This is a genomic window from Flavobacterium sp. XS2P24, from assembly GCF_030010285.1.
Taxonomy (GTDB): domain Bacteria; phylum Bacteroidota; class Bacteroidia; order Flavobacteriales; family Flavobacteriaceae; genus Flavobacterium; species Flavobacterium algoritolerans.
Genome location: NZ_JASCRU010000003.1, coordinates 161,732 through 175,126, shown reverse-complemented (window position 1 = coordinate 175,126; position 13,395 = coordinate 161,732). Strand labels below are relative to the sequence as shown.

The window sequence follows — 13,395 nt, the reverse complement described above, 5'->3', positions numbered from 1 at the left end:
TTAATTGATTATACATAATCATGAAGTTATGAATTTAATATTTTACAAAAGTCACCAGGTTATTTAATTTTCTTTAAAACAAGAAACGTAATGTGTCAATGCTTAAGTATATCATATCATTTAAAATAAAATCTAAAAAAGTACTTAAATTTGTTTTGTGAAATTTCTAAAAAGCATAATAACTTTAATCATTTGCCTGCAACTAACGATTCCTTTTGTTGTTGAGGATAGTTTGCGCCTACCTATTTTGGTTTCACATTTCATTGAACACAATCATAATCATAGAGCCGTTACTATGGTCCATTTCTTGGCGGATCATTATTTAAACAAGCATCATGATGAGAAACACGATGATCATGGAGATTTACCTCTCCATAATCATTCTGACTTTTCATTTAATCAAAATTTAGCAATAAACGTAGAAATAAAATTATTCAAATTTATTCCTAACTATTATTTTAAAGAACCACAAAAAATTGCTTTTTCACAAAATCATTTTTCTTCAAGAGTTCTACTATCTATCTGGAGACCTCCAAAAAATTGTTAATTATTTTTAATGCTTTTTTACAATTCATCATCGTCTATACATTGATGAGCATTTGTATTACAGCATATTCTTAGAAAAATAATTAATAATTATAAATTATGTTGAATAAAATAATTGAGTTTTCAATAAAAAATAAACTCATCATTGGTCTTTTTATTATTGCCCTGATAGGATATGGAAGTTATCAATTTACCAAATTACCTATCGATGCGGTTCCCGATATTACGGATAATCAAGTTCAAATAATCACATCAGCACCATCATTGGGCGCAACTGATATTGAACGACTAATTACATTTCCAATAGAACAGGCCAATAGCAATATTCCTGGACTGAAAGAAATTCGTAGTTTTTCTCGTTTCGGTTTATCAGTGGTAACCATTGTTTTTGATGATGCAACTGATGTGTATTGGGCTAGACAACAAGTAACAGAACGATTAAGTGCGGTAAAAGACCAGATTCCAAAAGGAATAGGCAATCCATTTCTGGCACCAGTAACTACTGGGCTGGGTGAAATTTACCAATATGCGGTTCGAACAAAACCTGGTTATGAAAAAAAATACGATGTAACCGAGTTGAGAACCATTCAGGATTGGATTGTTCGCCGTCAATTATTAAGCGTGGAAGGTGTAGCAGAAGTGAGTAGTTTCGGTGGGAAATTAAAACAATTTGAAATTGCCATTGACCCCAATAAATTACAATCGTATAATATTACGATTGCTGATGTTTTTTCTGCTTTAGAAAAAAACAATCAAAATACTGGTGGTGCTTATATCGAAAAAGGTCCGAAGGTTTTATACATCCGAAGTGAAGGATTGATTAATACCATCGAAAATATAAAAGACATTTCAATTAAAAACACCAGTAGCGGTAGTCCCTTATTTATCCGTGATGTAGCCGATGTTCGTATTGGTAGTGCTATCCGATATGGTGCTATGACTTTTAATAAAAAAGGAGTGCCATCTGGCGAAGTTTCAGGTGCAGTAGTGATGATGTTAAAGGGTGCTAACAGTAATGTGGTTATTAAAAAAATTAAAGAACGTATCGAGCAAATACAAAAAACCTTACCCGAAGGCGTTATTGTAGAACCCTTTCTAGACCGAACAAAAATGGTAAATAATTCCATTTCAACGGTAGAAACTAATTTATTAGAAGGAGCATTGATAGTCCTTTTTGTTTTAATTTTCTTTTTAGGAAATATAAGAGCAGGATTAATCGTTGCCTCAGTTATTCCTTTAGCGATGTTAATTGCAGTCATACTGATGAATATTTTTGGTGTGAGCGGTAATTTAATGAGTTTAGGAGCATTAGATTTTGGATTGATTGTAGATGGTGCCGTTATTATTGTTGAAGCATGTTTGTTTAGCTTACACAGCAGGAAAACTTCTCAAATCTCACAGCAAGAAATGGATAACACCGTATTGAAAACGTCTATAAAAATGCGTAATGTATCCGTTTTTGGAGAACTGATTATATTGATAGTATACATTCCAATTTTTACTTTGCGAGGTATTGAAGGAAAAATGTTTTTACCAATGGCACAAACAATTGCGTTTGCTCTGTTTGGTGCTTTTATATTGTCGCTGACTTATGTTCCCATGATGACTGCTTTGTTTTTGAATAAAAACATATCCCACAAAAAAAACTTCTCAGATAGAATGATGGAAAAATTAGAAAATTTCTATCAACCTCTTCTGAACAAAGCATTAGGAATTCCTCGAACAATTATTGCTGCAACTTTTGGATTATTTCTTTTGGCGTTAATTACACTTTCGTTTATGGGCGGTGAATTTATGCCCTCATTAGAAGAAGGAGATTTCGCTGTAGAAACAAGGGTTTTACCGGGAAGTAATTTGCAAACTTCGATGACAGCCATTTCACAGGGCGCAAAAATACTAATAGAAAAATTCCCTGAAGTAGAGAAAATTGTTGGTAAAACTGGAAGCAGCGAAGTGCCAACCGATCCAATGCCTATTGATGCCAGTGACATGATGATTATTTTAAAGGACAAAAGCGAATGGACTTCTGCCGAAACTTTTGACGAATTATCAGAAAAAATGGCAAAAGAATTAGAAGCTGTTCCAGGTGTTTCTTATGGTTTTCAATATCCGGTACAAATGCGTTTTAATGAATTAATGACGGGCGCAAGACAAGACGTGGTTTGTAAAATATTTGGAGAAAACTTAGATACCCTGGCTTTATACGCTAATAAACTGGGCAAAATTGTGAATACGGTCGAGGGTACTTCTGATCTTTATATAGAAACCGTTACTGGAATGCCCCAAGTAGTAATTGACTACAATCGGGCAACAATAGCCCAATATGGGTTGAACATTGAAGATATTAATCGAATAGTAAACACTGCATTTGCAGGACAAAGCACCGGAGTTATTTACGAAGGCGAAAAAAGATTTGATTTAGTAGTTCGTCTGGAAGGCGAAAAACGTCAGGATTTGGCAGATGTTCAAAATTTATTAATTCCAACACCAAATGGTTTTCAAATTCCGTTATCCCAATTAGCAAAAGTTGAAATTACCGAAGGACCAAATCAGATACAAAGAGAAGACGCTAAACGTAGAATTGTGGTCGGTTTTAATATTCGAGGCCGCGATGTGCAAAGTATAGTAAAAGAGTTGCAAGGAAAAGTCGAAGCCCAAATAAAATTTCCCGCGGGTTACTATCCTACTTATGGCGGTGCATTTGAAAACCTAAATGAAGCAAAAAATCGTTTAATGATAGCTGTTCCGGTTTCATTATTATTAATATTTATTTTGCTTTATTTTGCATTCAATTCAATGAAACAAGGACTATTGATTTATTCCGCGATTCCACTTTCTGCAATTGGAGGTATTTTCTTTTTAGCGTTGCGAGGAATGCCTTTTAGTATAAGTGCCGGAGTTGGCTTTATAGCCTTATTTGGTGTAGCGGTTCTGAATGGATTGGTATTAATTGCAGAATTTAACAGTATTCGGAAATCAGGTGAAACCGATTTGAAAGCGATTATTTTGCAAGGAACTAAAATACGTTTACGTCCTGTTTTAATGACTGCATTTGTAGCCTCATTAGGTTTTTTGCCCATGGCATTAAGCAACGGTTCAGGTGCCGAGGTACAAAAACCATTGGCAACGGTTGTTATTGGCGGACTATTGATTGCTACTTTATTGACCTTATTTGTTTTACCAATTTTATACATTATGTTCGAAAAAGGAGCTAAATTAAAATCAAAAAAAATGCAATCAATTACAACAATCATGGTATTGGGGTTATTTTTTTCTTTTCAAAATGCAAGTGCACAAGAAAAAATTTCACTTGAAAAAGCTATTGAAACCGCATTGGAGAATAATATAAAAATAAAAAACGGAAAACTAAATTCTGAATATTTACAAAAGATGACCAAGACGGGCTACGATATTTCCAACACGGGAATTATTGGGGAATATGGTCAGTTTAACAGCAATGCTAATGATATAAAAATTGGCGTTTCACAAACTATTAAATTTCCGATAGTTTACAAAAGGCAGAGACAACTGCTAATTGAAGAAGCCAAAACTGGCGAATGGAACGAAGTCTTACAAAGAAAGGAATTGACAAGACAAGTGACAACAGTATTTTATGAAATGGTTTATCTCAAAGAAAAGGAAAAATTATTGCTAAAAAGTGATAGTATCTATTCTGAATTTTTAAGAAAATCAACACTTCGTTTTGACAAAGGAGAAAGCAATATATTAGAAAAAGCAACTGCCGAAAATCAATCAGGGCAAATAAAAATTCAACTTTTGGAATTACAAAGTGATTATAAAATGACACAATTGCAATTCAAGTACATTCTTAATACAGATAAAGACTTTATCCCGGTTTCAGATAAATACAAATTGGATTTTGCTGAAAATTTAGATAAAAGTGTTATAAGCAATCAACCCAGTATAAAATTATTTGAGCAAGAAGTAAATAGCAACAAAGCGCAAATTTCACTTGAAAAATCTAAAAAATTACCCGAATTAATAGGCGGTGTTTATTACCAGACGTTCAAAACAAATACTGCGTTTCAAGACGGCTATAATGGCATTTATGGACAATTTGGAGTGGCACTGCCGCTTTTCAATTCAAACATAAAAAACAGACAAAAAGCATTAGAAATCAACAGTCAAATTGCAGAAAATAATTTGACTAACGAAAAATTAAAACTGCAAAGTCAGTATCAGGAATTAATTCAAGAATCGAAAAAACACCAAGAAACTATTACTTATTTCGAAAATCAGGCTTTAAAGAATGTAGATTTGATAACTAAAGCCGCTAATGATAAATTCATCAATGGTGACATCAATTATTTGGAGTGGGTAATGTTGATCAATCAAAATACAGAAATTCAAAGTAACTACATTGAAACAGTTAGAAAATTCAATGAAACAATTCTTAAACTAGGAAATTTAATATCAAAATAAATGAAAAATACAGTCATTACTTTAATAGGGTTATTTTTTCTGTACTCGTGTGGTAATAAAAAAACAGAAAACGATCCCGAAGCTTCGGGAGAAGCTACTCCAGCTATTGAAAACACAACAACACTTACCGATGCACAAATAAAAAATGCAGGTATTGAAACCGGAAAAATCGAGCAAAAAGAGATTTCATCATTATTAAAGTTAAATGGAAAAATAGATGTGCCACCTCAAAATTTAGTATCCATAAGTGTTCCAATGGGAGGATATTTAAAATACACCAAACTTTTAGAGGGAATGTATGTGACCAAAGGACAAGTTTTATGCGTAGTAGAAGACCAACAATACATTCAATTACAGGAAGATTACCTTTTGGCAAAAGCAAAAATTGGGTATGCAAAAGCCGAATTCGAAAGACAAAAAGAACTTAATCGAAGTAAAGCCAGCAGCGATAAAGTGTACCAACAAGCACAATCAGAATACAACTCACTATCGGTAATGGTACAATCGTATGGGGAGAAATTAAAATTCGCAGGAATAAATCCAAATAATGTATCGGCAAAAAACATTTCAAAAAGCATCAATATTTATTCGCCAATAAGCGGATATGTGTCTAAAGTAAATGTAAATACTGGAAAATATGTAAATCCAAGCGATATTTTATTCGAGATTGTAAATCCTTCTGATATTCATTTGGCACTAACCGTATTCGAAAAAGACATTAACAAAATGGCAATTGGCCAGTCAGTTATAGCTTATAATAATACTGATCCAGAAAAAAAATATCCTTGTAAAATCATTTTAATTGGTAAAGACTTTTCCGAAAACAGAAGTACAGAAATGCATTGTCACTTTACAAGCTATGACAAATCACTTTTGCCAGGGATGTATATGAATGCTGAAATAGAATTAAAAAGTCAACAATCAAATGTGTTGCCATCAGAAGCTATTGTGAACTATGAAAACAAGAATTATATCTTCATAGAAAAGGAAAACAAGCAATTTGAAATGGAAGAAGTAACAACAGGAAATACAGAAAATGAATTTACTGAAATTATTTCAGAAGATTTGAATGAGGCTACTATTGTGATAAAAGGGGCTTATTCGCTTTTAATGAAAATGAAGAATATGGAAGAATAAAAACCGTAAATTTACAGTATGGACAGAAAAGAGTTTTTAAAATCAAGTACATTGTTTGGCGCAGCAGCATTAGTGCTTCCAACTACAAACGCGTTTACTAAAAATTTATCAGACAATTCTATTGATAAATTAGTAGATGCAAATGGTAATTATATTCAACAAACATTGCCCTACAGCGAAAGTTTTTTAGAACCCTACATGGATGCTGAAACCTTAAACCTACATTATACTTTTCATCACGGTGGCGCGGTAAAAGGAGCAAATAAGGATTTGCAGATGATAAAAAAAGCATTGGATGAAAATAGTTTAGAAACCATTGATTTATGGACAAAAAAGCTATCGTATCACTTTTCATCACACATATTGCATTCCATATTTTGGACAAATCTTACAAATAAAAGCAACATCCCTCAAGGAAATTTGCTAAAACGAATTGAGAAAAGCTTTGGTAGTTTCGACAGATTGAAAGTTTTAATTGCAGCTACCGCAAAAAATGTTGATGGTAACGGTTGGGGAATTTTGGCATATCAACCTTATAGTGACAGTCTTGTAGTTCTACAATGTGAAAACCATGAAAAACTAACGCAATGGGGTGCAATTCCAATATTAGTTATTGATGTTTGGGAACATGCCTATTATTTAAAATACAAAAATAAGCGAACTGATTTTGTAGATGCACTTTTCAATATCATCAATTGGGATAACGTGGCGATGCGATTGAACGATGCCTTAAAGCTGACCCGATAATAAATTGGATAAGCATTAACATCAAATGAAAAATGCTACTTTAGTTGAAATAATAAATGATTCTTCAGAAATTCTTGTAAAAGGGACTTTTGATATCGTAAATTAGATAAATAATGGACTTGAATAAACTAAAAGATCAGTTGCAAACAGAGGTTGATACGGCTTTTTTGTATGATAGTATTGCTGCCATTCAATCTAAGGATAATCTTAAAAGAGTATTATTGAGTTTGGGTGAAATTGAAAAAGGACATGCGAAACACATGTTTGATAAAGTGTTGACTTTTGAACCAAATTACAAGATGCCTTCACCTTCCTCCAGAGCAAAATTTCAATTGAAGTTGGGTAAAATCTTTGGTTACAGTTCTATAATTAGCAGCCTTTCCAATATTGAAAAACAATTTGCAGTAAATTCAATTAAAAATAAACTTAAAAGCGGAGAGAAACCAACAGGTTTTGAGCACAATCATCTTAATATTATTGAAGCAGTAAATAATAATGCTGCCTTGAATGTTTCCGGTGGCTTATTGTCTAAATTTGAAAGCAGGCATAAATCAGTAGGCGGAAATGCATTGCGTGCCGCCGTTTTAGGATCTAATGATGGATTGGTTTCTAATATGAGTTTGGTCATGGGAGTTGCTGGTGCGGCTGTTTCTAATGATACGATATTATTAACTGGTATTGCGGGACTTTTGGCAGGAGCAATTTCAATGGCTTTGGGTGAATGGCTTTCGGTACAAAGTTCCAGAGAATTAAACCAGCGCCAAATTGATTTGGAAACCGAAGAATTGGAAGCTTCTCCCGAAGAAGAGAAAAAAGAATTAGTTTTATTGTATCAGGCCAAAGGAATGAATGCTGTCGAATCACAAAAACTGGCGGATAAAGCTTTTGAAAATCCACAAACAGCGATTGATGCTATTATCACAGAAGAACTAGGAATTGATAAAGAAGAATTAGGCGGGTCTGCCTGGGAAGCAGCAACAGCTTCGTTTGTACTTTTTGCTATTGGAGCCATTATTCCGTTATATCCTTTTATGTTTTTAGATGGGAAAAATGCTATTCTATTGAGTGTAGGAAGCAGTGTTGTCGGGCTTTTTGGAATAGGTGCCGCAATTACTTTATTGACAGGGAAAAGCGTTCTGTTTTCTGGATTTAGACAAGTTTCTTTTGGATTGGCAGCCGCTGCAGTGACTTATGGCATTGGCTCTTTAATTGGAGTTTCACTAGCGGGATAAAAATAATTTGTTCAAATAATTCAGCTTTAAAACAATAAACTTTAAATAAAAAAATTATGAATGATGCTCATTTACATATGGTTGTAAACCATTTTCCTATCATCGGAACCATTTTTGGAATTGGAATTTTAATTGCAGGGATATTTTTAAATAACGGTTCCGTTAAAAATACTGCTTATATAATATTTATAATTGCAGCAATTTTTGGAGCGCTCAGTATGGGAACTGGTGAAGGAGCGGAGGAGATGGTTGAAGATTTTCCAAACATTGGAAAAGCAATTATCCATGAACATGAAGAATTGGCAGAAAAATTTGCATTAGTACTTTATGCAACCGGAATTTTTGCATTGGTTTCATTAGTAGCTGCCATAAAAAAGTTCCGACTAGCTAAAATATTTTCATTTATTACGCTTGTTTTAGCTTTAATTGCTGGAATTATATCAATAAATGTTGGGACTTCCGGTGGTGAAATTCGTCATACTGAAATCAGGGAAGACAACGGTACTACAGTTACAAGCGATACAAATTCTGTTGAAAATGAATCGAATAAAATGATAGATAAAAAGTAATTTGTAACAATTTCATATCTTTAAGTTAAAATAAAAATTGCTTTTTAAATATTTTATCTCTTATATTTGCAAAAGAATTTTAAAATAAAACAAACACAAAAATGTTTACAAATCAATTGCATCATCATCATTTTCATTATTGCTCTCAAGCGATGTGTTAATGGTATGTGTGTAAATCATCATATTCTAAAAACCCGTTTGAGTACATCAAACGGGTTTTTTTATTACCCAAAATTTGTACTCAATCAAAAAAATTTAAACAAAAACAAAAAAGACAAAAAATGAGTACATTAAAAATTGCAATTCAAAAATCAGGACGTTTAAACGAAGACAGCATTCAAATTCTTAAAGATGCAGGTATTTCAATCGATAATGGTATCGACCAATTGAAAGCGGAAGCATCCAATTTCCCTTTAGAGGTTTTATATTTAAGAAATTCAGATATACCTCAATATCTAATAGATGGTGTTGTAGATATTGCTATTGTTGGCGATAATTTATTAGTTGAAAAAGGAAACAACATTGAAGTAATTCAAAAATTAGGTTTTTCAAAATGTAAAGTCTCCGTAGCTGTACCAAAAGCATTTAATTACAAATCAGTTCAAGATTTAGATGGTATGCGCATTGCGACTTCTTACCCTAAAACAGTTCTTGATTTTTTTAATTCTAAAGGGGTTACAGTTGATATTCACCAGATTTCAGGTTCGGTTGAAATAGCTCCAAACATTGGTCTAGCCGATGCTATTGTTGATATTGTTTCTAGCGGGAGTACTTTGTTTAAAAATAATCTAAAAGAAGTAGAAGTTATTTTTAAAAGTGAAGCAGTTTTAGCCGTTTCGCCAAAAGTAAGTCCTGAATCTCAAAAAATAATAGATACCTTAAAATTCAGAATTGAATCGGTTTTAAGAGCACGAAAATCAAAATATATCTTGATGAATGTTCCAAATGACAAAATAGAAGCTGTTGGGAAAATTCTTCCTGTATTAAGAAGTTTAACCGTTTTGCCATTAGCGCAAGAAGGATGGAGTAGCGTACACTCCGTAATCGATAAAGATACTTTCTGGGATGTTATTGATCAATTAAAGGAAGCCGGAGCCGAAGGGATTTTGGTTTGCCCAATTGAGAAAATGGTTTTATAAAATCAGATTTGATAAGTTAGAAATAAGAGGTTTAAAAAGCCTCAATCTTTAAATTTTTGAATCATTTAATCTTTCAATTAAATTAAAAATGAATAAAATATACAATCCAAAACCAGAAACCTGGACTTCTATTTTAGAAAGACCTACAAAAACTGTCGATGATATTGAAGCGACTGTGAAAGAAATTTTTAAAGAAGTACAAAAAAAAGGCGATGCTGCCATAGCAAAATATACGTCGCTTTTTGATGGAGCTAAAATAGATGTAATTGAAGTTACTAAAGCTGAAATTAATCAAGCAATTGCATCAATTTCTACCGAGTTAAAAGAAGCTATTTTACTTGCAAAATCAAATATTAAAAAATTTCATACTGCTCAAAAAACAGATAGAGTTGCTGTAGAAACAATCGAAGGAGTTAACTGCTGGCAGGAAAAAAGACCGATCCAAAAGATAGGATTGTATATTCCAGGGGGAACTGCACCTTTATTTTCAACAGTTTTAATGCTAGCAGTTCCCGCAGAAATTGCAGGTTGTAACGAAATTGTTTTATGTTCTCCTCCAGATAAAAACGGAACTATAAATCCAGCTATTTTGTATGCCGCAAACTTATGTGGTGTGACTAAAATATTAAAAGTAGGCGGAATTCAAGCTATTGCAGGAATGACTTTTGGAACGGAAACAATTCCTAAAGTCTATAAAATATTTGGTCCTGGTAATCAATTTGTGACTGTCGCTAAACAATTGGCAACTCAATATGGCGTAGCAATCGATATGCCAGCTGGCCCATCAGAATTATTGATTGTTGCAGATGACAGTGCAGTTCCCGCTTTTGTGGCTTCTGATTTATTGTCACAAGCAGAACATGGAGCGGACAGTCAGGTAATTTTAGTTTCTACTTCCAGAAAGCTAATGGATGTTGTAGAGGCCGAAATTCAAATCCAAATGGAAGCGTTGCCAAGAAAAGCAATTGCCGAAAAAGCGATTGCAAATTCAAAATTAATTTTTGTTGAAAATGATAAAATTGCCCTGGAATTAATCAATGAATACGGACCGGAACACTTTATTATTTGTTCTGAATTTGATGATTTTTACAGCAATGGTGTTCAAAATGCAGGGTCTGTTTTTATAGGGAATTATACACCTGAAAGTGCTGGAGATTATGCTTCAGGAACCAATCACACTTTGCCTACTAACGGATATGCTAAAAATTATAGCGGAGTAAATTTAGACAGTTTCACCAAAACAATGACTTTTCAAAAAATTTCTCAAAAAGGAATACAAAATATCGGTAAAGCTATTGAAATAATGTCAGAAGCCGAAGGTTTACAAGCACACAAAAATGCAGTTACATTACGATTAAAAGCAATTGAAGATGGAAAATAATTTCGATATAAATACTATAGTTAGAGCAAACGTTAAGCAATTAAAACCCTATTCTTCGGCACGTGATGAATTTGAGGATTTTGATACCGCAGATATGATTTTTCTGGATGCCAATGAAAATCCATTTGAAAATGGGGTGAACAGGTACCCAGATCCACAACAAATGAGTGTAAAAGGGATTTTGGCAAAACAAAAAAATGTCAAAACGAATCAAATTTTATTGGGTAACGGAAGTGATGAAGTGTTGGATTTATTATTCAGAGCTTTTTGTGAACCAAAAACGGACAATGTAATCACTTTGCCACCTACATACGGAATGTATGGCGTTTTGGCTAATATCAATGCAGTAGAAAATAAAGAAATTTTACTTTCAGAAGATTTTCAACCACAAATTGAGAAAATCATGGAAGCGGTTAATGAGAATACTAAAATCATCTTTTTGTGCTCTCCAAATAATCCAACCGGAAATTCATTTTCGGATGAAAGTGTAGTATCACTTTTGCAAAATTTTAATGGTTTGGTTGTGATTGATGAAGCTTATATTGACTTTTCTAAAAAGGAAAGTTGGATTAACGAATTAGATGAATATCCAAATTTGGTCATTACTCAAACGCTATCAAAAGCGTATGGTTTGGCTGGAATACGTTTGGGTATTTGTTATGCATCTACGGAAGTAATTTCGGTTTTAAATAAAATAAAGCCACCGTATAATGTGAATGAGCTGACTCAAAAAAGAGCTTTGGAACGATTAGATGATAAAGATAAAATAAAATCGGAAATTGAATCTATAATAAGACAAAGAGAGGAGTTACTTAAAGTTTTACTTAATGTAAATTTTGTCGAAAAAATATATCCTACGGAAGCTAATTTTATTTTAGTAAAAGTGGATGACGCCAATAAAAGATACAATGAATTGATTGCAAAAGGAATTGTAATTAGAAACAGAACAACCCAACCGTTATGCGATAATTGTTTGCGTCTGACCGTTGGAACAGAACAAGAAAATATGAAATTAATTGAGGTGTTAAAACAACTTTAAACCTTAAACTTTAAACTTTTTTTAATGAAAAAAATACTTTTTATAGATCGTGATGGAACAATGGTTTTAGAACCAAATGATTACCAATTAGACAGTTTCGAAAAATTAGAATTTTATCCAAAAGCGTTTCAATATCTTGGTAAAATCGCTTTGGAACTAGATTTTGAACTTGTAATGGTTACGAATCAAGATGGTTTGGGAACTGATTCTCATCCGGAAATTAACTTTTGGCCCGTTCATAATTTAATCATGAAAGCTTTTGAAAATGAAGGCGTTGTTTTCAAAGAAGTATTAATTGACAAAACATTTCCTCACGAAAATGCACCAACTCGCAAACCTGCAACTGGTTTGTTGACAAAATACATTGATAATCCGGAGTATGATTTAGCAAATTCATTCGTAATAGGAGACAGAATAACCGATGTTGAATTGGCAAAAAACTTAGGCTCAAAAGCCATTTTTATAAACACGGACGAAGGTTTGGGAAGTGATGAAATTACTTCAAAAAGGTCAGCTTTGGATTCTGTCATTGCTTTACAAACGACAGATTGGAAAGTAATTTATGAGTTTTTGAAACTAGAAGAACGTTCCGCTTCTATTGAAAGAAAAACAAACGAAACGGATATTTTCATCAACTTAAACCTTGATGGAACCGGAAAAAGCAAGATCGAAACAGGAATTGCTTTTTTTGACCACATGCTCGACCAAATTGCACGTCACGGACAAATGGACTTGGAAATCCTTGTGAAAGGTGATTTAGAAGTTGATGAACATCATACTATCGAAGATACAGCGATTGCTTTAGGAGAAGTTTTTGCGAAAGCATTAGGAAATAAATTAGGTATCGAACGTTACGGTTTTTGTTTGCCAATGGACGACTGTTTAGCGCAAGTGGGGATTGATTTTGGAGGAAGAAACTGGTTGGTTTGGGAAACGGAATTCAAGCGAGAAATGGTAGGTAAAATGCCGACAGAGATGTTTTATCATTTCTTCAAATCGTTCTCTGATGGTGCTAAAGCCAACATTAATATCAAAGCGGAAGGAACAAACGAGCATCACAAAATTGAAGCTATTTTTAAAGCTTTTGCAAAAGCAATAAAAGTAGCCGTAAAACGTGATACCGAAAAGATGATTTTGCCTAGCACGAAAGGAATGCTTTAGT

Annotated in this window: 10 protein-coding genes; all 10 read left to right on the top strand. The window is 33.2% G+C overall.

Features of this window, described 5'->3' with window-relative positions; all coding sequences use genetic code 11:
• Positions 1–157 precede the first annotated feature (157 nt).
• The 10 genes from QLS31_RS03925 to hisB all read left to right on the top strand — a co-directional run bounded on the left by QLS31_RS03925 (position 158) and on the right by hisB (position 13,394).
• Complete coding sequence (locus QLS31_RS03925; RefSeq protein WP_282742744.1) at positions 158–547, top strand: hypothetical protein; 390 nt, start codon at positions 158–160, stop codon at positions 545–547.
• A gap of 98 nt (positions 548–645) precedes the next feature.
• A complete protein-coding gene (locus QLS31_RS03920; RefSeq protein WP_282742742.1) occupies positions 646–4,989 on the top strand; it encodes a CusA/CzcA family heavy metal efflux RND transporter in 4,344 nt (1,447 codons plus the stop codon).
• Positions 4,990–6,126, top strand: coding sequence for an efflux RND transporter periplasmic adaptor subunit (locus QLS31_RS03915; protein ID WP_282742740.1), 1,137 nt, complete (start codon positions 4,990–4,992; stop codon positions 6,124–6,126).
• Between the two features lie 18 nt (positions 6,127–6,144).
• The gene (locus QLS31_RS03910) at positions 6,145–6,873 is read left to right on the top strand and encodes a superoxide dismutase (RefSeq protein ID WP_282742738.1); all 729 of its coding nucleotides are present in this window, start codon (positions 6,145–6,147) and stop codon (positions 6,871–6,873) included.
• 113 nt (positions 6,874–6,986) lie between these two features.
• On the top strand, positions 6,987–8,105 hold the full coding sequence (locus QLS31_RS03905) for a VIT1/CCC1 transporter family protein (protein ID WP_282742736.1): 1,119 nt from the start codon (positions 6,987–6,989) through the stop codon (positions 8,103–8,105).
• 56 nt (positions 8,106–8,161) lie between these two features.
• Positions 8,162–8,674 (top strand): hypothetical protein, encoded by a 513-nt coding sequence (locus tag QLS31_RS03900; protein WP_282742735.1) that lies wholly within the window; start codon positions 8,162–8,164, stop codon positions 8,672–8,674.
• 281 nt (positions 8,675–8,955) lie between these two features.
• A complete protein-coding gene (gene hisG, locus QLS31_RS03895; RefSeq protein WP_282718345.1) occupies positions 8,956–9,813 on the top strand; it encodes an ATP phosphoribosyltransferase in 858 nt (285 codons plus the stop codon).
• Positions 9,814–9,901: 88 nt separating this feature from the next.
• Positions 9,902–11,194, top strand: coding sequence for a histidinol dehydrogenase (gene hisD, locus QLS31_RS03890; RefSeq protein WP_282742733.1), 1,293 nt, complete (start codon positions 9,902–9,904; stop codon positions 11,192–11,194).
• Positions 11,184–12,233, top strand: coding sequence for a histidinol-phosphate transaminase (hisC, locus tag QLS31_RS03885; RefSeq protein WP_282742731.1), 1,050 nt, complete (start codon positions 11,184–11,186; stop codon positions 12,231–12,233). The genes hisD and hisC overlap by 11 nt, the downstream gene beginning before the upstream one ends.
• Positions 12,234–12,257: 24 nt before the next feature.
• Positions 12,258–13,394, top strand: coding sequence for a bifunctional histidinol-phosphatase/imidazoleglycerol-phosphate dehydratase HisB (hisB, locus tag QLS31_RS03880; protein WP_282742729.1), 1,137 nt, complete (start codon positions 12,258–12,260; stop codon positions 13,392–13,394).
• Position 13,395 lies beyond the last annotated feature (1 nt).